This window comes from Helicobacter pullorum NCTC 12824 (genome assembly GCF_017979475.1).
Lineage (GTDB): Bacteria > Campylobacterota > Campylobacteria > Campylobacterales > Helicobacteraceae > Helicobacter_D > Helicobacter_D pullorum.
In genome coordinates this window covers 103,178-123,220 of the sequence record NZ_JAERIT010000004.1, presented here as the reverse complement: position 1 = coordinate 123,220, position 20,043 = coordinate 103,178, and the positions used below count along the sequence as shown (strand labels likewise).

Below are 20,043 nucleotides of genomic sequence, written 5' to 3'. Positions count from 1 at the left end.
TTATGCAAGCTTTCTTTCTAAATGCTGACTAAAAAGTGATAAGGGATAACACAACATAAAATACAAAGCAAAAATTCCACCATAAACCCAAAAACTTGCTTGCGGGTAGCTAATGAGATTAACTTCTATGATTTGCTGCCCAACTTTCAACATATCACTTACCCCTATAAGTGCTGCTAGAGAGGTTGTTTTGATCATTCTTGTAAAAAGATTCACCAAAGGAGGCAATAAACGCCTAAAACTTTGTGGCAAAATAATAAAAATCTGTATTTGCATTTCACTCAACCCCAAAGCCCTTCCACTCTCGCTTTGATGCCTAGGCAAGCTTGAAATCGCTCCTCTTACCAAATCGCCCATTTCTGCAATACCCCACAAACTAAAAACCAAAATACATGCCCAGATTCCATTGAGATTCAAAAAAGATGAAAATCCAAAATACACAATAAAAAGCCAAGCCAAAATAGGAATAATGCGAATAGTCTCCAAATAAAAACGGCATATAAAATTTAAAATTTTATTTGGCAAAGTCATCAAATATCCCAAAACAAATCCAAAAATACAAGAGAAAAAAATCGCAATAAACGCGATTTGAAAAGTTACCAAAACCCCTTGTAATAAACGCATAATATTTTGCGTATCAAAGAGAATTTCCATTATACTATTTTCCTTTTATAGTATTTTTCCAAAAATAAAAAAAACAATGAAAGCGGCAAAAGCACCACCAAATAACACAAAACAAGCAACAAAAGAGTTTCACTTGTTTTATAATAGCTCCCAATTAAATCTTTAGTTACATACAAAATATCTGCCAATGCAATTGCACTTACTACTGAAGTTTCTTTTAATAAAAAAATAACATTTGCACCAATATAAGGAAGGCTTATCACCAAACTTTGTGGCAAAATCACATAAAATACCAATTGCATTTCGCTCAATCCCAAGCTTCTCCCTGATTCTAATTGAATCTTCCCCACAGATTCTAACCCTGCACGAAAAGATTCCGCCATATAACTTCCACCCAAAAACACCACTCCAATTAACGCACAAGTATAGCTCTCAAGGTGCAATCCCACTTGCGGTAATCCATAATATAAAAAAAAGAGTTGTATAAGCAAAGGGGTATTTCTGGATAACTCTATATAAGCTTGACACAAAGTGCTTAAAAATCGCAGTTTATAAAACTGCACCACCGCTATGCAAAACCCAAGCACGATAGAAAATAAGATTCCAAAAAAAGACAAATGCAAAGTTAGCCATAAAGCATCTATAAAAGTTGGGATAGCATTTTTAATAAATTCAATATCTAAACCAAAAAATAAAGAAGTCAATAAAATCCTTAAAAAATAACAAAATAAAATTTATTTCAATCAAAGATTATACAAAAAAGATAATTAATTTTTTCACATATTTAAGTCTGTTTTGCTACAATTTCACATTTAATTTTACATTCTATGAAATTTTTAGGGAGTGTTCTTATGGTTTATTATTATGTCAAGATTTTTCACATCATTTCTTTTGTAAGCTGGATGGCAATGCTTTTTTATCTACCACGTCTTTTTGTATATCATGCAGAACATAAGGATAATAAAGGCTTTTGCGAGGTTGTTAAGATTCAAGAAGAAAAGCTTTATAATTTTATTGGCTATCCTGCAATTATTTGCACTCTACTCTCAGGAATTTGGCTAATAGCTCTCCAACCAAGTTTGCTTACAGAAGGTGGCTGGTTACATGCTAAAATCTTATTAGTGATTATTTTAATAGCTTACCATTTTAGCCTTTTTTATTATCTAAAAGCTTTTAAAAATGATAATTGCCACAAAAATGGGAAATTCTTTAGAATCTACAATGAAGTTCCTACAATTGCTTTAATTCTCATTAGCATTTTAGTAATTCTAAAACCATTCTAATCCAAAGGTTTTCACAATGAAAAATAAAAAATTATGGGGTGGCAGATTCCAAGAAAATGCCTCTGAAATTTTAGAGCGTTTTAACGCCTCTTTGCCATTTGACAAAAAACTTTACAAACAAGATATTCTAGGCTCCAAAACTCACGCCAAAATGCTTAGCCATTGTGGTATCTTAACTCAAGAAGAATCCCAAAAAATCTGTGAAGGATTAGAGCAAATTCAAGAAGAAATAGAAAATGAAAAATTCATCTTTGATATTAGCGATGAAGATATTCATATGGCAATAGAAAAAAGACTAATAGAAATTATCGGAGAAGTAGGCAAAAAACTCCACACAGCAAGAAGCCGAAATGATCAAGTTGCATTAGATTTTAGACTTTTTGTGCTCAATTCAAACCAAAAAATTCGCTCCTTGCTTTTGACGCTTATCCAAACTCTACTTGAAATTGCGAAACTTCACACAAAAACAATATTACCCGGAATGACTCATCTCCAACATGCACAACCTGTGAATTTTGGATTTTTAATGTGTGCGTATATCTGTATGTTTATGCGCGATTTTGAACGCCTTGAAAGCTCTTTTAAGAGGAATAATTATTGCCCCCTAGGAAGTGCAGCATTAGCCGGAACACCTTATCAAACAGATAGGTTTTATACTTCAAAGGCTTTGGGATTCACTGCCCCCACACTCAATGCCACAGATAGCGTCAGTGATAGGGATTTTGCATTGGACTTTCTCTATGATTCAAGCCTCATTGCTATGCACATTTCAAGAATGGCAGAAGAGCTTGTTTTGTGGAGTAGCTATGAGTTTAGGTTTATTACTCTAAGTGATGCATATTCCACAGGAAGCTCTATTATGCCCCAAAAGAAAAATCCAGATGTCCCAGAACTACTTAGAGGCAAAAGCGGTAGAGTTTATGGGAATCTTTTTAGTCTTCTAACGACAATGAAGGGCTTACCTCTTGCTTACAATAAAGATACACAAGAGGATAAAGAGGGCGTTTTTGACAGCTTTGAGACTTTGGAGATTTCACTAAGAATCTTAAATGACTTGCTAAAAACCATGCAAATAAATCCCAAAGAAATGCAAAAAGCTTGCCAAAAAGGGCATTTAACTGCTACGGATTTGGCGGATTTTTTGGTGCAAAACTGCAATATTCCTTTTAGAGAAGCACACCATATTACCGGCAAAGCTGTCGCTTATGCAGAAAGCCTCAATAAAGACTTAAGTCAATTAAGCACACAAGAGCTTTGCAGTGTGGATTCCAAAATTCCACAAGAAGCCCATAAATCCCTTGATTTAATGGCTTCGATGAATAGTCGCAATTCCTATGGAGGCACTTCTACACAAGCTACACAAGCCCAGATTGAAAGCTTAGAAGCGTGGCTAGAACTTGCAAAATTATCCCTAAAGAGACAAAATGAACAATAAACAACAAAAAATCATCTCAATGTTTGATGAAATTGCTAGCAGTTATGATTTGGCAAATCGCGTAATGAGTTGTGGAATTGATATTTCTTGGCGAAAAAAAGCTTGCAATCTTGCATTCAAAAATCTACCAAAAGATTCTTTAAATTCCCTCAATATCCTTGATGTCGCTTGTGGGACAGGCGATATGATAAGCCATTGGCAAAAAAATGCTAATGGAGTTAAGATTCACAAAATCATTGGTGCAGACCCAAGCAGCGGAATGCTAGAAGTGGCTCAAAAAAAATTCCCCCATATCCATTTTATGCAATGTGAAGCAACCAACTTGCCATTCCAAAACAAAGAATTTGATATTCTCTCTATTGCCTATGGAATCCGCAATGTGGTAGAACGCAAAAAAGCACTAGAAGAGTTTGCAAGAGTGTTAAAAAAAGATGGGATTTTAGTAATTTTGGAATTTACAAAGTGTGAAAATCCCGGAATCTTAGAGCAATTTATGGGATTTTACACCAAAAACATTTTGCCCTTTGTGGGCGGAATCATCTCCAAAAACTATCGCGCTTACAAATATTTGCCCGATTCTATTGAAGAATTTTTGACTGCAAAGAAGCTCAATTTAGAACTTCAAGAAAGCGGCTTTGAACCCCTCTATACAAAATCTTTTTCGGCAAATGTCTGCACGCTTTTTGTGGCAAAATGCCTCAATTAAAAATTAAGATAAATCTTCTTATCTTAATTTCCACAAATCTCCAAATTTCTTATCCCATTCCCTAGGTGTAAAAATTCCTTTTCCAGCCTCTGGAGCAAAAGTCAATTCACCAATGATAAAACATTCTCTAAAATGATACATATCAATACGAATCATTGCGAAATCTTCACTCAATATTCTTGCAACCTCTTTCATTTCCTCAAAATGCTTTGGCTTTGGTATTTCCTCCAAACAATTTCTATAACAATAAGAAAAAGGCATTTTCTCCCACTTATCATTAAATATCGTTCGTGTATGATTAGTAAATCTATCCTTATCCACCTGCACAAAAATTTCTTTTCCAAAACAATGGAATTTATAATCATCAGGGATTTCAAAACTTTGCAATGTTTGTTTAAAATTATTCTTGCTACTCTTACTTGCATTATCTTTAAATCTACCCAACAATTCTTCTGCAAATAACCAAGGCTCTATATCTTTATAATGGTATTCCCTAAAACGGGAGTAATAATTTGTTTTTAAATGCTTGGTAAGTTTTTCCATAGCTTTTTTAAATACTTTGCTATCTTTCAAAAACTCATTTTTGTCTGGAACAATCACTACCCCACCACTATCATGATTAGTTTTCAATACAAAAGAATCAGGCAAAACACTAAAATCTATCTCATCAACATTTTTATAAATAGCATAAAGTTTTGGCAAAAAAGGGCAAGAACTTGTTTCAAAAAGCAATTGTTTCAAAGAATTAAGAGGTTGAAATAAAAGCGACGGATAAGCTTCTAAAAATATCTTAGATTGTGTTAAAACTTGAGGGACTTGTGAAAATGGATTATTATTTATAGAATTATTGCCCCCCCCCCCCACCAATTAAAGCTTTAGCTAGAGAATAATTGTGAAGTTTCATTGCAATATAAATTCTTGCTTTAAGTTTATCTGCCAATGCGGTATAGATAGGATTTCTATCATAAAGGATTCTATGAATCATTTTCTCATTGAAAGTTTGAGGATTTTTAAAATCTGGAGTATAGCCAAAAATGCGTTTATGTTGTTGCTTGAAAAACTCCTCATCTGATAACTTCGCATCTTTATACCTTCTATAATGCTTCAAAAAAAGATTATAATAAACTTTTCTATATAACCTTGCTTTCAAATGACTAAAAAATTCATCAAAAAACATCTTTATTTTTCTCCTTCATTCTAAATTGTGTTGCATTTTATCATAAACACTCTTTGCCAAGTCTTTAGATAAAACCTTCTCTAGCTCATCTAAACTTGCTTTTTTAATCCCTTCAAAACTCCCAAAATAAGCCAATAATCTTTTTTGTATTGCCTTGCCTACGCCCTTGACTTCCAAAACTTTACTTTGCTGCATTGTTTTTTGCTTTTGTTTTTGATGGAATGTGATAGCAAATCTATGGGCTTCATCTCTCAATTTCTGCAAAAACTGCAATCGCTTATCACTGCTCTTTAAGCGATATTCCTGCCCTTTTTCATCACGCAAAATATCTAATGCCGCTCCTTTTGCCCTATGGGCTTTAGAATCTAGCTTCTCTTTAGAGATTCCCACCACCTCCAAATTCACTCCCGCACTATTTAGCAAATCTTTTGCAAGATTAATTTGCCCAACTCCCCCATCAAGCACCCACAAATCCGGTGGAACTTCTTCTTTGAACTTCTCAATGCGTCTTTGCAGCATTTCCTTCATTTGCGAATATTCATCGCTCCCCTCTAGCAAATAATGCCGATAAGATTCTTTGATAAACCTCTCATCATAAACAACCATAGCCCCTACACACTGCTTGCCTCTATGGTGTGAAGTATCAAAAATCTCGATTCTATAAGGCATATTTTGTAGCCCAAAAAGTTTTTGAATATCAAGCAGTATTTCCTCGCTAGCAGTAAGGTTTAGATTCAAGCTTTCTTTAGCATTTTTCAAAGCAAGGTTACAAAGCTGCTTTTTATCTCCGCTTTTTGGACAATGAATTGGAATCTTTTTGTGCAATTTCTGATACAAAAATTGCTCCAACTCGTCTTTTTTTTCTTTTAAATCATAAGGAATAAGAATCTGTTTTGGTTTAATTAAAATTTCACCACTATAATAATTAATCAAACTTTGCGTATAAATTTCCTCAATATTTAATTCATATTGACTCTTAATCACATTACTTGCACTAGAAACCACCCTACCCCCACGCACAAAAAACTTAACCAAAACGCCCTTATTTCCCTCAATCTCCAATGCAAAAATATCCAAGTCCTCCATTCTTGCAAAATCCACGCCCGATAAAGGGCTAATTTGCTTGATTTTTGCGATTCTATCGCGTAGCACCATTGCTTCCTCAAACCGCAAATTTTCTGATAAAAATTGCATTTTTTTATCCAAAATGGCTAAAATTTTTTTGGGATTTTGGATACATTCTAGGGCTTGTTCTAAAATTTTCCTATAATCCTCTTTGCTTATTTTGCCCTCACAAGGAGCTAAACATCGTTTAATTTGATAAAAAAGACAAGCTTTTTTGCCTTTGAGACAACTTTCTTTTTGTGCTAAAGGAAAAGTTTCATAAAGAGAATCTAGCAAATCTCTTCCTCCACTTGAATAAGGTCCAAAATAATGAATACTTTGACTTTTAAAAACCTTCCTAGTCAATAAAATACGCGGGTAATCCTCTGAAATATCCACACACAAATAAGGATAAGTCTTATCATCACGCAAAAGAATATTGTATTTTGGCTTTAATTGCTTAATCAAAGAATTTTCCAAAATGAGTGCGTCATTTTCGTTTTCTACCACAATATAACGCATAGAAGCAATTTGCGAAACCATTTGCGAGATTCTAGCACTCAAATTTGGAGCCACACTAAGATTTGGAGTAAATCTAAAATAACTTTTTATGCGATTTTTGAGATTCTTAGCTTTGCCGATATAAAGCAATCTTCCTTCGCTATCAAAATAATGATACACACCACTTTTATTAGGAAGTTTTTTTAGCGTTGCTGCCAAAGCTTCATTTAATGGCAAAGGTTTGGCTTCTGTCATTATTGATTGCTTTTAATGAGCTTTTTAATTCTCTCAAAGATTCCATAAATCTCTTGATTCTTTGCTAGATTGATAAAATCTCCACTAGAAAGCTCCCCATACGAATACTGGGGAATCTCTTGTGAAATCTCTAAAGATTTTTCATAAATATTATGCCCCACAAAAGCCTTTAAATTTTGTATTTCTAAGAGTTTTTCTTTTTCTTTTTGGTATTGCTTTAATAACTGCTTTATAATTGTTAGTTTATAATCAAATTCTTGCTTAAAGCAGGGGTGTTTCAAAACAAAAAAAAGCGTGTGGTTTTTAAAATAAAAAAACTTAATCCCATTACGCACACTCAAAGGCAACATTGTGATAAAATGCTGAATTTGTTGATTTAAGTAAATTTTTTCATAACAAGGATCACTAAAGAGATGAGACAAAACTTCAGATACTTTTTTCATTTGGCAATTATAGCATATCTTGGAATTTTTACACTAACTGGCTGCGGATTTAAAGATGGCCCTTTCAATCCCAAAAGCGAGCAAACACAATAAGGATTCTTATGCAATATGATGTTATTATTGTAGGGGCTGGGATTGCTGGTTTGTATGCAGCATTGAATCTCCCCAAAAATCTCAAAGTTCTTATTCTTTGCAAAGATCAACCTTGGGAATGCAATACCTTCTATGCACAAGGCGGAATCGCTGTTGCAAAAGACAAAGCAGATATCCCTCTGCACATCAAAGATACACTAAAAGCTGGTGCAGGAATGTGTGATGAAAATGCTGTAACGACACTTAGCCAAGAAAGTTTAGAGGTTTTGGAAGATTTGATTGCCAAAAATACGCCTTTTGATAGAGACGAAAGCGGAAATTTGCTCTTCACCAAAGAAGCCGCACATAGCACTTCAAGAATAATTCATGCTGGTGGAGATTGCACAGGAAGAGTAATCCATAGCCACCTCATCTCGCAAATCACTCATACTTTGTGGAAAAATGCAACCGTTACAGAATTGTTAATCGATGATGATCATTGTTGCGGTGTAAGTGTGCTAACCAAAAGAGGAAATTACAACCTTTATGCAAAAAATGTTATTTTGGCAAGTGGCGGAGTAGGAGCACTTTTTGAATACCACACAAATGCTTATACCATCTCTAGTGAATTACATGGAATGATTTTAGAAAATGGGCTAAAACTCAAAGATATGGAAATGCTGCAATTTCATCCAACTGTATTTGTCAAAACTCCTCATGCTAGAAAAATGCTTCTTAGTGAGGCATTAAGGGGCGAAGGGGCTTATATTGTAGATTTTTGGGGGAAAAGATTTTTATTTGATTATGACGACAAAGGCGAGCTTGCACCTAGAGATAAGGTAGCGCGTTCTATTTTTGATTATAAACTCAAACTCCAAAAACAATACCCTAATGCAAAATCTGAAGAATTAGAAGTTTATTTGGATTTAAGTAATTTTTCAAAAGATTTTTTCTACCAAAGATTCCCAAATATCGCTAGGAATCTCAATCTTGTAGGCTATGAAGTTCCAAACAACAAAATCCCTATTTCTCCCGCTTTTCATTATTGTATGGGAGGAATTGAAACCAACAAAGATGGCAAAGTTTTGGGTATGCAAAACCTCTATGCTGTTGGCGAATGTGCTTGCACTGGCGTCCATGGAGCCAATCGACTTGCTTCTAATTCACTCTTAGAAGGGCTTGTATTCTCGCGTCGGGCTACACAAGATATTTTAAATAAAAACTTTGATTTTAAAGCAAGAGAATTTCCCCTCCACACACAACCTCTACACAAAGAACAAGATGAAAATCTCAAAGCACTTTTACGCAATCTTATGTGGAATAAAGTAGGCATTATCCGCAAAAAAAGTGGCTTAAATGAAGCTTTAGGCGGAGTAGAAGTAATGCTACAAAGTGGGATAGGCAGACTTTTGAAACTCCGCCTTTTAACCGCAAAAAACATCATACAATCTGCACTCAAAAGAGAAGAATCCATAGGGGCTCATTTCATCCAATGACCCCACTTTTCAAACTTGCAATATGATTTATTTCATTTTCACACTTTCACTTCAAAAATCAAAATAAAAACATCTAAATTTTTCAAAAACTCTAATTATTTTTTGTATTTTTGTTATAATCTTAGCTACTTTTAAACAAAATCTTTACTTCAAAGGAATACAAAATGCCTCATTCTACTTTGCCACATGACTTCCCAAGAGCCAAAAGCTTCCTCTTTGTCTCTGCCTCTAAAATCGAAAATTTTGAATCAGCTTTTCAAAGTGGTGCTGAAGCAATCATTTTTGACTTAGAAGATTCTGTTACTCCAGAACAAAAACCCACAGGACGCAAAAATATACTTTCATTTAGCAAAGCAAATCCAGACAAAAAATTCTTTATCCGCATTAATGATGCACAAAGCGATTTTTTTACAGAAGATATGGCTTTTTTAAACCAAATGGGGTTAGCCAATCTTTATGGGATAATGCTCCCAAAAGCCGAGCAAAAGGCACATATTGAAGCTGTGCTAAATGCTATTGGAGAAATCCCTTTGATACTTCTTATTGAAAGTGCTTGGGGAGTTCAAAATATCAATCTCACAGCTTCTATGCCTTGCGTAAAACAACTTGCATTTGGTGCATTTGATATGATTTTGGATTTGGGACTTCAAGATGGGGAAGGCAAAGATTTTGCACTCAACTATGTTCGCGTGCAAATCGCTCTAGCAAGTAGAATCTATAATCTTTTGTCTCCAATCAACCGAGTTTTTCCCAACACACGCGATATTTCCAAGCTAAAAGCAAATATGGAATCTGCTTATTCTATGGGTTTTGGAGGCTCTTTGACCTTTTATCCCAATCAAATTGCCACCATCAATGCAATCTTTGCACAAGGGGAAGAAAAAATTGAATGGGCAAAAGAAATTTTAAGATTAGCCAAAATTCACAAGGGAGAGCCTTTTAATTTCGAAGGAAATGTAATTGATCTCTCTATGGTTAAAAAAGCACAAGGAATCTTAGGGAGAAAATACTAATTTGCAATAAAATTCATTTTACTTTAGGCTAGATTTTCTTTATTTTTGTATTTTTCGCCCCACATAGCAAGAGATTCTAAAATCTCTTTCAAGCTCTCCCCTAGTGACGTTAGGGCATATTCCACCCTTGGTGGGACTTCTGCATAGACTTTGCGCGTGAGGATCTTTGCTTCCTCTAGCTCTCGCAAGTTCTGTGTCAAAACCGCTTGTGAAATGGTTTGATTTTTGGTTGCTGAAATACTTTTCTTTAATTCTCCAAAGCGTTTTGTCCCGCTTAATAAATCGCGGATAATGAGGAATTTCCATTTATTGCCGATGAGATTAAGCGTAGTCTCAACCGGACAGGACGAATGATATTTTGTCATAATGATTCCTTTATGAAGTTATGCTTAGATTCTAGCAAATTTTCGTAAAATCTCTACATAACACTCTAAAATTTTGAAAAATTTTTATCAACAAAACTCCATATTTACACAATAGTATTAAAAATACTACTACATTACAAAATTATTCCTACTTGAATTTTACAACTTACTCTATTATCATTCCAATGTGCTTTTTGAAAGCAAAATTTATTATAAAGGATAGACTATGAAAATAGCAGTTTTGTGCGCAAATGGCAAAGCAGGGAAGTTAATCGTAGAGGAAGCCATAAATAAGGGCTTAGAGGTTAGTGCCTTTGTGCGAGATTCTAGTAAAGCACGATTTGATAGCAAAGTGTGCGTGGTGCAAAAAGATATTTTTACCTTAGAATCTAGCGATTTGCAAGGCTTTGATGTGATAATCGATGCCTTTGGTGAATGGCAAAATCTTAGCTTACACAAAGCCCATATGGAGCATTTGGTGCAGATTCTATCAGGCAATAGTGCGAAATTCTTAGTAGTGGGCGGTGCAGGTAGTCTGTATATGGATACAAGTCATACCACAATGCTTATGGATACGCCAGATTTCCCAAAAGAATATCTGCCTGTGGCGAGGGCTACCACAGAGGCTTTTGATGTGATAAAAGCATCAAAGGGCATAAATTGGGTGTATGTCAGCCCACCAGAGGTATTTATCCCAGATGCACTAAAAAGTGGCAAATACAAAATCATCGGCGAAGAATTTGAGCTAAATAGCAAGGGCGAATCTAAAATAAGCTATGCAGATTATGCAATAGCGATGATAGAAATCGCACTAGATTCTACATACTCTAAGCAGAGGGTTGGCGTGATAGGGCTGTGATAGCCCTACTCAAAGCTAACAAGTGAGATTCTATAGCAAACTTACTCCAAATCTTAGAGATTTTCTAACATTTTGTTATAGGCAGCTTTGGTGCCATCTCGCACTTTGCTTGCAAGACTAAAAATAATAATCGCCAAAGATGCCACCACAAATCCCGGAATAATCTCATACACACCTGTATCGGCAAAAAGCTGTTTCCAAGCCACCACAACAACCGCACCGCTAATCATTCCAGCAATCGCACCTATTCTTGTCATTCTACTCCAAAAGAGCGAGAAAAGCATTACTGAACCAAAACTTGCTCCAAACCCAGCCCACGCATAAGCCACAATGCTTAGCACACTAGAATTTTTGTCCGTGGAGATAACAAAGGCAATAAGTGCCACTACAAGCACTCCGACTTTGCCCAGCCTTAACACCATTGCTTCTGAGGCTTCTTGCTTGAAAATCTTTTTGTAAAAATCTTCTGCAATCGTTGAGCTAGAGACAAGCAACTGCGAACTAGCCGTGCTCATAATCGCCGCCAAAATCGCACTAAGCAAGATTCCAGCAATCCAAGGGTTAAATAGCAGTTGGGACATCACGATAAAAATGCGCTCGGGATCTTGCAAAGAAAGATTAAATTTATTGACATACGCCACGCCAAGCATACCAATAAAACAAGCAGCAATAAGACAAATCGCCATCCAAGCTATGCCGATAAAAGTCGCTGCGGGAATATCTTTAGTCGAGCGAATTGACATAAATCGCACCAGAATATGAGGCTGCCCAAAATACCCAAGCCCCCACGCAAGTGCCGAAATAATCCCCGCAAGTGAAACGCCACTAAACCAACTTAAACGATCCTTTGCCACAAAAGGAATGTGTTGCCAAGCAGCAAGAAGATTTTCAAGCCTAGCAAAGTCATTAGCCCCCAAAGCCTCACTAAGCCTTTTTGCAAAATCCCTTGAAAATATTGCTGTGCTTAAATCATTGTTGAAAAATGCTTGAATCTGCAAATCCATTTTGAGCTTTTCATCAAGTTTAGCAGAGCTAATGCTTCTATCTTGTGTTTCATTAAGGCTTTCAATTAGCACTTGTATCTTTGCTTGAGATTCTACGCTTTTGATATTTTTTAAAATATTTGGAATATCATTTTGAATTTGAACGATTTTTTTGCTAGATTCATCAGAATGTGCAATATAAGAAGCCACTTCCTTAAAACTCCCAAGCTGCAAAAACATCACAATTGGCACCACCACAAGTGCCAATATCATCAACAAGCCTTGAATCATATCCGTCCAACAAACCGCCTTATATCCACCCAAAAAGGTGTAAGCCACAATGATAAAAGTCCCAGTAGTAAGGGCATAATCATACCTTATGCCAAAAACTTCTTCAAAAAGTTTCGCCCCACTCACAAGCCCAGATGAAACATAAAAGGTAAAGAAAATGAGAATAACTGCAGCACAAACCACACGCAAAATATGTTTATCATCACTAAATCGCGTCTCAAAATAATCTGGAATAGTTAGCGAATTTGACACCACGCTTGTGTAGATTCTAAGCCTCTTAGCGACAAAAATCCAATTCAAACTCGCCCCAATTGTCAATCCTATGGCAATATAGCTATCCATAAACCCACTCACATACAACGCCCCGGGCAAACCCATAAGTAGCCACCCACTCATATCCGAAGCTCCAGCACTTAGGGCAGAAACCACAGGACCCATAGAGCGACCACCAAGGAAATAATCCTCAGTGCTTTTATTTTGCCTATAAAAATAAAAACCAATAAATAGCATTAATGCAGAATAAGCAATAAACATCACAGCAATAGGTATATTTATACTCACAACTTCCATCTTTTACTCCTTTTAAGCCCTCTTGAATATATTTTTAGATTTCAATCTTTCTTGCAAATACACCAAGAAACTCAAACATTTTCCAAAGCAATTTCTTTCAACCTTCAAACCCCCTCTAAATTTCTTTTATCCTTTATTTCTTAAATCTTGCACCACAAAATCTTCTACATTTACAAAATCAATACAGCCTTTTTCTATCAAAACTAAAGCTTTATATATCCTGCAATCCTACGCAATGCCTTATTGCATAAATTTATCTTTTTATTTGCAAATTTTATCTCTAAAATAATACCCAAATATCTTAAAATTATTATTTTAAATTAGCCCAAAGTCTGATTTTACTCGCCAAACATTTATAAATTCTCAAAAATTATGCAAAATGGGTTATCTTTTGGTTTGCAGGGATTTAAGATTCACGCCTTCGTGTTGCAATAACTGTATTTTTCTCTCTATTCCTCCTGCATAACCCGTCATACTCCCATTTGTGCCTACAACCCTATGACAAGGGATAATAATAGAAATAGGATTATGCCCCACTGCCCCACCAACAGCTTGGGCTGACATTGTATCTTTGTGTGCTATTTGTGCTACTTTTTTTGCTATGTCTCCATATGTGATAACTTCTCCATAAGGAATTTGACGTAGTATATTCCACACATTTGTAGCAAATACACTTCCATTAGGTGCCAAGTCTAATTCAAAAGTATGAGGCTGTTCTCCATTAAAATACCTGTCTAACCATATTTTAGTTTGTAATAAGATAGGTTCATCGTCTTTTTCTTGTGGAGATTCCTTAAGATTTCCTAAATAATATTTCTGCCCTTCTATCCAAGAACCTATAAGCTTATTATCTTTGCTTGCTAAAAGTATTGTACCAATAGGACTTTTGTAAAAAGTAGTGTATACCATGATTTTTCCTTCAAATCTTAAAAAATATGTTTGAATCTTGTAGTGTGTTATACTCGCTTTTTATAGTCCATAAATAAAAATTATATGAGATAATAGCATAGCCTCCACTCTTTTGCAAGAAATCTTTTTGACATCTCTAGCCTACTTTTGCGTCTTGAAAGTCGCTTGCGAGTGCTTCTTGCCTCTCTACGCGGGAGGGCTAGAGAATCTCCTGTTTTGGGATTTTCTGCTTTGGTAAATATCCGCACCCCACAATCTTTTAATTCCCCATTTTCTACAAATGCCCAGCCAATTGAGGCAATCCCAATATCAAAGCCTAGAATCTTCATAATTTAAATAATCCTTTTTTATTTTTGATTTATTATACTTAAAAACACAAAGAATTTCGCCTAAATATCCAAAAAGTATCATAGAATCATTATTTTATAAATGATAATAAATTTTAATATTATTTCAAGCATACTAATCTTACAATACCAGATAAAATAATTCATAAAAGGATTTTTATGACCATTAATGACTTAAAAGATGGAGAATCTGCAATCATCAAGAGTTTAAAAGTGGATAAACAATTAAAAGATAGATTTTTTAGCTTTGGAATTGCAAAATCCAAGCCGATTAAAAAACTAGAAACTTCTTTGGGAGGCTCTACAATCCTCGTAGAATTAGATAGAAGTTGCATAATCTTAAGAACAGAAGAAGCAAAAGCAATTGAAGTGGAGAAACAATAATGGAAAAAATTATCAAAATTGCACTTGTGGGACAGCCAAATGTCGGCAAAAGTTTGCTTGTCAATGCACTTTGCCACTCCAATATGAAAGTAGGAAACTTCACAGGAGTAACCATAGAAAAGGCACAAGCAAAAACAATTTATAAAGGTTACGAATTTCAAATCATAGATCTTCCGGGGACTTATTCTTTGTATGGATATTCAGAAGAAGAAAAAATCACAAAAAACTTCATTGAAAGCGATGAGTATGATATTATTATCAATGTAGCGGATTCTACTAATTTAGAACGCAATCTACTTCTTAGTGCGCAACTTTTGGAATTACCCAAAAAAATAATCTTAGCTCTCAATATGAGCGATGAAGCCGAAAATGAAGGGGTGCATATCAACCAAAAAGAACTCAAAAATCTCATTGGCATTCCTTGTATTCAAATTTCAGCAAAAACCAAACAAAATCTCAATGAATTGCTAGATTTAGTCATACAAACACACAAACAAAATCTACTTCCAAACAAACGAATTTATAGCAATGAAATCGAAACAGAAATACTAAAACTTGAAGATTTCTTGAAATCCAAAAATGACAGAAATCTACAATCCCTCAACCTCTCTTACCGCAATATTGCTATTTTGCTACTCAAACAAGATGAAAAGCTATTTAGTTTCTTGCACGAAAAGCCCATTTGGATGGAACTCTCACCCATTTTGCAAGAATCCCTAAACAATCTCTATATCATCTACAATACAAAATCTAGTGAAGATATTTTCTTAGAAGATTTAAATGCCTTTGTAAATGGTCTAACCACCGAAACATTGCGTTATGAAAACAAAAAAAGAAACCACACACAAACCATAGATAAAATCCTCATCAACAAATACGCAGGAATCCCTATCTTTTTATTCCTTATGTGGCTTCTCTTTCAGCTTACTTTTACGCTCGGCGATATTCCAATGGGGTATATTGAGGAATTTTTTGCTTTTATCGGGGATGGAATCAAAGCCAATGTCTCTAATGAGCTCATTGCCTCGCTCTTAGCAGATGGAATCATCGGTGGTGTAGGTGCAGTTATTTTGTTTTTGCCTAATATTATTATTTTGTTTTTTGGTATTGCGCTTTTAGAAACTACCGGCTATATGTCTCGCGTGGCATTCTTGCTTGATGGCTTTTTTCACAAATTTGGCTTACATGGCAAAAGCTTTATTCCGCTTGTTACAGGATTTGGTTGCTCTGTGCCTGCATTTATGGCGACAAGAACCCTAAGAAGTCGCAAAGATAGATTATTAACACTTTTTATTATTAATTTTATGAGCTGTGGTGCTAGATTGCCTGTATATGTGCTTTTTGTTGGTGCGTTTTTTCCTGCAGAACAAGCAGGAAATTGGCTTTTTGGTATTTATATTTTGGGGGCTATTTTGGGACTTATTATGGCAAAAATATTACGCATAAGCGTTTTTAGAGGTGCTGATGAACCCTTTGTAATGGAAATGCCAAAATATCGTATTCCAAATTGGAATCTTGTATGGTTTTCTATCTACACAAAAGCAAAAATGTATCTCAAAAAAGCAGGGACTTTTATCTTGGCTGCCACGATTCTCATTTGGTTTGCAAGCACTTTTCCACTCCAAAAAGATTTACAAGAATCTTATGCACAAAAAATAGAATCCGCCACCACACAAGAAGCCAAAGAAAGCTTAGAATTTGAACTTCAAGAGCAATTAATAGAAAATAGCTACCTTGGCAAAACCGGACAATTCATAGAGCCGCTTTTCGCTCCACTTGGTTTTGACTGGAAAATGAGTGTAGCATTAGCGAGCGGACTTGCTGCTAAGGAAGTCGTCATATCCACAATGGGAGTTTTATATTCACTTGGTGGTGAAGTCGATGAAACAAGCTCGGCATTAATGGAAACTATCAAAAACACCATTCCTTTAAAAGTAGCTATCGGCTATATTTTGTTTATTATGATTTATAATCCTTGTCTTGCCGCCACTGTCGTATTTGGCAAAGAAGCTGGAGGGTTTAAATATATCGTATATCTTTTCTTGATGACAACTTTTGTTGCCTACATTGTCGCTTATATCGGGACTTTAATTGCTGATATGCTTCTTTAATCCATAAAGAGTCTTTTAGGCTCTTTATGGGATTTCTGTATTTTATAAACTCTTTTTTTAAGATTCTTATTTTAGGATTGTTTTATTTAGCCAAAAATCTTAAATTAATAGATTACAAGAAAAGCTGAGCTTTATTATTGCAACTAAATACAATAAACATATTCAATAAATACGATAATCATCCTCGCTTTAACCACATTTATTGCCCTAAAATCCTAATATTTTTCTAATCATCTGCCTATGTTTTCTAATCTGCTCCCCTTCTAACAATAATTTATTAAATTTTTCTTGATACTCCAAAAAATTTTGAGGAAGCAAAAAACTAGCAATTTCTCTCTCCCCTATTCTTTCTTGATTGTCCTGATAAATCTTACTCAATGCCAAAAATCCCTCTTTGGAGAGAAAATACACATACAAAGATTTTGCAATCTCTTTATTTTTGGGGCGTAACACCAAAATCCCTGCATTAGGCAAAATATTTTTATCCCCTATCCCCTCCCCTATAATTGCAACCTTTGGAGAGATTCCACGCATGGAGAGCAAAATATCATAGGGCTTGATTTTTAATTGTTCAATTCGTTTTTGATTGGATTTTGGAGAAAATTCATCAAATTCTTCACTCAAACCATATTCCAAAAAATCTTTAATTCCCGCATTATAGCAATCAATCAAAACCTCATCTTTTTTCACCTCAACCCTCTGTCCTCTATAAACACATTCCACAAACTCCGCAAGATTCAATGTTTTTTTATCATTTTGCCCTTTGATATAATAAGAGGTTTTAAAGTTTTCTAAATGGATATTTTCATATGCCACAAGCCTAGAAATATCTGTATTTTGCTTACTAAAGTACAAATCACAAATCATTTCTATATCAATTAATTTATTATATTTGCCTTCTTTGACAAAAAGATTCTGCGCATTGATAAAAAGGACTTTTTTGTTTTCTTGTTTGGACAAAATAAGCAAAGAAAAATCTTCCATCTGATGAGGAAAAATATTTCTAGGAAATTCTATAATTGCCTCTAGCAATTTTTGTTTTATAAGATACTTCCGCAAACGCTCTCCACAAGCCTTATACAACAACAAAGAACGAACAATAAAAACGGCTTTTTGATGAAAGTGCTTTAGGGTATAAGCCAAAAAAGGCACTTCTGAAAAACTCTTGATAAAAGGCTCTAGTGCTTCATCTCTAAATCCCCAAAGATTCAAATTTGCCTCTATGGGAAAATAACAAAAAGCTTTATTTGCTTCTAATTTACCAAAAGCAGAATCTTTAAAAATATCAGCCACTTCTAAATGAACATTTTTAAACCCCATAAAAACAGCCAATATCCTAGCAATATCAATTAATTTGCTATGAATATCCTCCCCATAATATTGAAAATTTTTACCCTTTAAACTAAAAAGCCAGCTCCCAAGACCACAACAAGGATTATACACACTCTCCCCATTTTTCAAATCCAAAAGCAAAGCAACAAGCCTATTAACCTCCATAGGCGTAGCATAATCATAAAGTTTCAAAATCGTTTTATGGAGTGTAATGGCTTGAATAAATCTCTCAACTTCTTCAATTGAAACTTCAATTTCCAATAAAGCTCTTAAAATCTTTTTGCGATTCATTTTGGCTTCAATTCTAGTCGCTTTTAGTCCATAGCTCAAAAGATGAGATTGTATTCTCTCATCTATTTGCTCTTTATCTTTAGCCAAAATCTCTTTGAGGTGATTTTTGTTTCTACCTATTAGCAAAAACTCCAATGTAATTTTCAAAGCCTCAAAATTATCTTTATGGAATTTTTGAATATATTGAAAAATCTGTAATATTTCTTTTAGCATTATTGATACATCGGCAAAAGTTCAAATACAAATAAAATATGGCATATTCCCACTACACAACCAAAGACTAAAAGCCCATAAACTGTAAAATTACCTCCCCATACTCGATAATTTTGCACTTGTTTATCATTTCTTTGACGAGCAGCCCTAAGCAACAATGCAGGAATAATAACAGACCATATTGTAGCAGCAAGTCCAGCCCACCCAATAGCCAATAAAAATCCATCAGGGTAGATCATTCCCGCTACAATAGGTGGTGCAAAAGTTACAAGCATTGTTTTGGTGCGTCCAAGCCTGCTATCATCAAAACCGCATAAATCTGCCATATAATCAAACAATCCAAGTCCAGCTCCCAAAAACGAAGTAGCTACTGCCAAAAAAGCAAATGCGTCCAACATTCTTAATAAAAAAGAACCATTTAAATTGCTACTTGCTGCCTCTATCAAGTCGCTCACATTACCACCTGCTGCAATAACTGATTTAAAATCACTACGCATAATATTGCCATCACAAGCAACAATCCATATAATATACGCAAAAAGCGCAATCAATGTCCCATACACAAGGCATTTATTAATTGACAAGGGATCTTTACCAAAATATTTTACCAAACTTGGGACAGAAGCATGAAAACAAAAGGAAGTGAGATAAGTCGAAAGTGCCACAAACACAAAGATTCCATAACTACTCCCATCATTTTGCACATCAAGAATAAAAGCACTCTTTATCTCCCCTAGCATCCCACTCATAGCAAAAACAAAAGTTATGACCATCCCTCCAATCATAATCACTGAAAATCTATCCACCAAATAAGTGCTCCACCAAACACAACCACTCAAAAACAAAGCAAATAGCAATCCTGATAGAAACTTTGGCGGCTCATAGCCAAAAACAGCATTAAAGGTATGCACCACCATAGAACCACCACCACTAACATAAGCATAAAGCAAAATATACAGCACAAAAGCTACACTCAATCCATTCACAAGATTCCAAAATTTACCCAAATTATCACGCACAAGGGTATGGAAACTCGCACCGGGCTTATAATTAAGATTTACTTCCAAAATTGCTTGTGAAGAAAACAACATCATCAGCCAAGTAAGCACCATAAGTGCCAATGACCACCAAATCCACATACCAGCTGAAATTGTCGGCAAAGCAAGCATACCAGCTCCAATTGCTGTCCCTGCAATAATCATTGTCCCACCTAAAACACTAGGCTTGTTACCAATCCCAAACATATCTACCTACCTAAAATAATCTCTAAAAACTCCTA

19 protein-coding genes and 1 pseudogene are annotated in these 20,043 nt (G+C 35.0%); 8 read left to right on the top strand and 12 right to left on the bottom strand.

From position 1 onward, the window contains the following. Both JJQ98_RS04355 and JJQ98_RS04350 read right to left on the bottom strand, forming a co-directional pair. Positions 1 to 654: an amino acid ABC transporter permease gene (locus JJQ98_RS04355; RefSeq protein WP_151104789.1), complete on the bottom strand. Its 654-nt coding sequence runs from the start codon at positions 652 to 654 to the stop codon at positions 1 to 3. After that, entirely contained in the window at positions 654 to 1,328 is a 675-nt protein-coding gene (locus tag JJQ98_RS04350) for an amino acid ABC transporter permease (protein WP_005022822.1), read from the bottom strand. Before JJQ98_RS04350 ends, JJQ98_RS04355 begins: the two co-directional genes overlap by 1 nt. Before the next feature lie 147 nt (positions 1,329 to 1,475). On the opposite strand from JJQ98_RS04350, the gene hemJ reads away from it, so the two are divergent. From hemJ to ubiE, 3 genes are read left to right on the top strand one after another with little or no spacing between them, the layout of a single operon-like run. Then, the gene (hemJ, locus tag JJQ98_RS04345; RefSeq protein ID WP_005022820.1) at positions 1,476 to 1,907 is read left to right on the top strand and encodes a protoporphyrinogen oxidase HemJ; all 432 of its coding nucleotides are present in this window, start codon (positions 1,476 to 1,478) and stop codon (positions 1,905 to 1,907) included. Positions 1,908 to 1,923: 16 nt separating this feature from the next. Further along, positions 1,924 to 3,342, top strand: a complete 1,419-nt coding sequence (gene argH, locus JJQ98_RS04340; protein WP_151104790.1) for an argininosuccinate lyase — start codon at positions 1,924 to 1,926, stop codon at positions 3,340 to 3,342. Continuing rightward, positions 3,332 to 4,048 (top strand): bifunctional demethylmenaquinone methyltransferase/2-methoxy-6-polyprenyl-1,4-benzoquinol methylase UbiE, encoded by a 717-nt coding sequence (gene ubiE / locus JJQ98_RS04335; RefSeq protein WP_054198455.1) that lies wholly within the window; start codon positions 3,332 to 3,334, stop codon positions 4,046 to 4,048. The genes argH and ubiE overlap by 11 nt, the downstream gene beginning before the upstream one ends. 18 nt (positions 4,049 to 4,066) lie before the next feature. Here the strand turns inward: ubiE and JJQ98_RS04330 are convergent, their stop codons facing one another. From JJQ98_RS04330 to JJQ98_RS04315, 4 genes are read right to left on the bottom strand one after another with little or no spacing between them, the layout of a single operon-like run. Then, the gene (locus JJQ98_RS04330; RefSeq protein ID WP_345719228.1) at positions 4,067 to 4,912 is read right to left on the bottom strand and encodes an ATP-grasp fold amidoligase family protein; all 846 of its coding nucleotides are present in this window, start codon (positions 4,910 to 4,912) and stop codon (positions 4,067 to 4,069) included. Beyond that, the gene (locus tag JJQ98_RS04325; protein ID WP_247596686.1) at positions 4,893 to 5,225 is read right to left on the bottom strand and encodes a hypothetical protein; all 333 of its coding nucleotides are present in this window, start codon (positions 5,223 to 5,225) and stop codon (positions 4,893 to 4,895) included. Before JJQ98_RS04325 ends, JJQ98_RS04330 begins: the two co-directional genes overlap by 20 nt. A gap of 15 nt (positions 5,226 to 5,240) precedes the next feature. After that, on the bottom strand, positions 5,241 to 7,085 hold the full coding sequence (uvrC, locus tag JJQ98_RS04320; RefSeq protein ID WP_151104791.1) for an excinuclease ABC subunit UvrC: 1,845 nt from the start codon (positions 7,083 to 7,085) through the stop codon (positions 5,241 to 5,243). Beyond that, positions 7,085 to 7,528 (bottom strand): hypothetical protein, encoded by a 444-nt coding sequence (locus tag JJQ98_RS04315; RefSeq protein WP_151104792.1) that lies wholly within the window; start codon positions 7,526 to 7,528, stop codon positions 7,085 to 7,087. The genes uvrC and JJQ98_RS04315 overlap by 1 nt, the downstream gene beginning before the upstream one ends. A gap of 101 nt (positions 7,529 to 7,629) precedes the next feature. On the opposite strand from JJQ98_RS04315, the gene JJQ98_RS04310 reads away from it, so the two are divergent. After that, on the top strand, positions 7,630 to 9,096 hold the full coding sequence (locus JJQ98_RS04310; RefSeq protein ID WP_054195739.1) for an L-aspartate oxidase: 1,467 nt from the start codon (positions 7,630 to 7,632) through the stop codon (positions 9,094 to 9,096). 164 nt (positions 9,097 to 9,260) lie between these two features. Beyond that, positions 9,261 to 10,109 carry an HpcH/HpaI aldolase/citrate lyase family protein gene (locus JJQ98_RS04305; RefSeq protein WP_151104793.1) on the top strand — a complete coding sequence of 283 codons (849 nt, stop codon included), beginning with the start codon at positions 9,261 to 9,263 and terminating at the stop codon, positions 10,107 to 10,109. Positions 10,110 to 10,132: 23 nt separating this feature from the next. Here JJQ98_RS04305 and rrpB read toward each other — a convergent pair whose 3' ends face one another. After that, positions 10,133 to 10,474 (bottom strand): MarR family transcription factor RrpB, encoded by a 342-nt coding sequence (gene rrpB / locus JJQ98_RS04300; RefSeq protein ID WP_151104794.1) that lies wholly within the window; start codon positions 10,472 to 10,474, stop codon positions 10,133 to 10,135. A 226-nt stretch (positions 10,475 to 10,700) separates the two neighbouring features. Here rrpB and JJQ98_RS04295 point away from each other — a divergent pair, with 226 nt between their 5' ends. Next, positions 10,701 to 11,333, top strand: coding sequence for an SDR family oxidoreductase (locus tag JJQ98_RS04295; RefSeq protein WP_151104795.1), 633 nt, complete (start codon positions 10,701 to 10,703; stop codon positions 11,331 to 11,333). Between the two features lie 53 nt (positions 11,334 to 11,386). On the opposite strand, the gene JJQ98_RS04290 is transcribed toward JJQ98_RS04295, so the two are convergent. The 3 genes and pseudogenes from JJQ98_RS04290 to JJQ98_RS04280 form a co-directional block, all read right to left on the bottom strand. Next, positions 11,387 to 13,177 (bottom strand): sodium:solute symporter family transporter, encoded by a 1,791-nt coding sequence (locus JJQ98_RS04290; RefSeq protein ID WP_151104796.1) that lies wholly within the window; start codon positions 13,175 to 13,177, stop codon positions 11,387 to 11,389. Positions 13,178 to 13,561: 384 nt separating this feature from the next. After that, on the bottom strand, positions 13,562 to 14,086 hold the full coding sequence (locus tag JJQ98_RS04285; RefSeq protein ID WP_151104797.1) for a methylated-DNA--[protein]-cysteine S-methyltransferase: 525 nt from the start codon (positions 14,084 to 14,086) through the stop codon (positions 13,562 to 13,564). 92 nt (positions 14,087 to 14,178) lie between these two features. Continuing rightward, a pseudogene (locus JJQ98_RS04280) lies at positions 14,179 to 14,418 on the bottom strand (hypothetical protein); the annotation flags it as partial. A gap of 174 nt (positions 14,419 to 14,592) precedes the next feature. Between JJQ98_RS04280 and JJQ98_RS04275 the strand changes: the two are divergent. Together JJQ98_RS04275 and feoB are read left to right on the top strand one after the other, a co-directional pair. Then, entirely contained in the window at positions 14,593 to 14,817 is a 225-nt protein-coding gene (locus JJQ98_RS04275) for a FeoA family protein (protein WP_005023158.1), read from the top strand. Then, positions 14,817 to 16,928 (top strand): ferrous iron transport protein B, encoded by a 2,112-nt coding sequence (feoB, locus tag JJQ98_RS04270; protein WP_151104798.1) that lies wholly within the window; start codon positions 14,817 to 14,819, stop codon positions 16,926 to 16,928. Before JJQ98_RS04275 ends, feoB begins: the two co-directional genes overlap by 1 nt. Before the next feature lie 207 nt (positions 16,929 to 17,135). Here the strand turns inward: feoB and JJQ98_RS04265 are convergent, their stop codons facing one another. Next, positions 17,136 to 18,764, bottom strand: a complete 1,629-nt coding sequence (locus JJQ98_RS04265) for an N-6 DNA methylase (protein WP_151104799.1) — start codon at positions 18,762 to 18,764, stop codon at positions 17,136 to 17,138. Continuing rightward, the gene (locus JJQ98_RS04260; protein WP_151104800.1) at positions 18,764 to 20,008 is read right to left on the bottom strand and encodes an aromatic amino acid transport family protein; all 1,245 of its coding nucleotides are present in this window, start codon (positions 20,006 to 20,008) and stop codon (positions 18,764 to 18,766) included. Before JJQ98_RS04260 ends, JJQ98_RS04265 begins: the two co-directional genes overlap by 1 nt. Positions 20,009 to 20,043: the final 35 nt, after the last annotated feature.

Excerpts from the sequence above, each read along its gene's own strand:
- feoB (WP_151104798.1), top strand. The coding sequence starts at position 14,817 with ATGGAAAAAATTATCAAAATTGCACTTGTGGGACAGCCAAATGTCGGC.
- JJQ98_RS04295 (WP_151104795.1), top strand. The coding sequence starts at position 10,701 with ATGAAAATAGCAGTTTTGTGCGCAAATGGCAAAGCAGGGAAGTTAATC.
- JJQ98_RS04310 (WP_054195739.1), top strand. The coding sequence starts at position 7,630 with ATGCAATATGATGTTATTATTGTAGGGGCTGGGATTGCTGGTTTGTAT.
- hemJ (WP_005022820.1), top strand. The coding sequence starts at position 1,476 with ATGGTTTATTATTATGTCAAGATTTTTCACATCATTTCTTTTGTAAGC.
- JJQ98_RS04260 (WP_151104800.1), bottom strand. The coding sequence starts at position 20,008 with ATGTTTGGGATTGGTAACAAGCCTAGTGTTTTAGGTGGGACAATGATT.
- JJQ98_RS04275 (WP_005023158.1), top strand. The coding sequence starts at position 14,593 with ATGACCATTAATGACTTAAAAGATGGAGAATCTGCAATCATCAAGAGT.
- JJQ98_RS04325 (WP_247596686.1), bottom strand. The coding sequence starts at position 5,225 with ATGTTTTTTGATGAATTTTTTAGTCATTTGAAAGCAAGGTTATATAGA.
- ubiE (WP_054198455.1), top strand. The coding sequence starts at position 3,332 with ATGAACAATAAACAACAAAAAATCATCTCAATGTTTGATGAAATTGCT.
- JJQ98_RS04355 (WP_151104789.1), bottom strand. The coding sequence starts at position 654 with ATGGAAATTCTCTTTGATACGCAAAATATTATGCGTTTATTACAAGGG.
- JJQ98_RS04315 (WP_151104792.1), bottom strand. The coding sequence starts at position 7,528 with ATGAAAAAAGTATCTGAAGTTTTGTCTCATCTCTTTAGTGATCCTTGT.
- JJQ98_RS04305 (WP_151104793.1), top strand. The coding sequence starts at position 9,261 with ATGCCTCATTCTACTTTGCCACATGACTTCCCAAGAGCCAAAAGCTTC.
- JJQ98_RS04265 (WP_151104799.1), bottom strand. The coding sequence starts at position 18,764 with ATGCTAAAAGAAATATTACAGATTTTTCAATATATTCAAAAATTCCAT.
- JJQ98_RS04290 (WP_151104796.1), bottom strand. The coding sequence starts at position 13,177 with ATGGAAGTTGTGAGTATAAATATACCTATTGCTGTGATGTTTATTGCT.
- uvrC (WP_151104791.1), bottom strand. The coding sequence starts at position 7,085 with ATGACAGAAGCCAAACCTTTGCCATTAAATGAAGCTTTGGCAGCAACG.
- rrpB (WP_151104794.1), bottom strand. The coding sequence starts at position 10,474 with ATGACAAAATATCATTCGTCCTGTCCGGTTGAGACTACGCTTAATCTC.
- argH (WP_151104790.1), top strand. The coding sequence starts at position 1,924 with ATGAAAAATAAAAAATTATGGGGTGGCAGATTCCAAGAAAATGCCTCT.
- JJQ98_RS04285 (WP_151104797.1), bottom strand. The coding sequence starts at position 14,086 with ATGGTATACACTACTTTTTACAAAAGTCCTATTGGTACAATACTTTTA.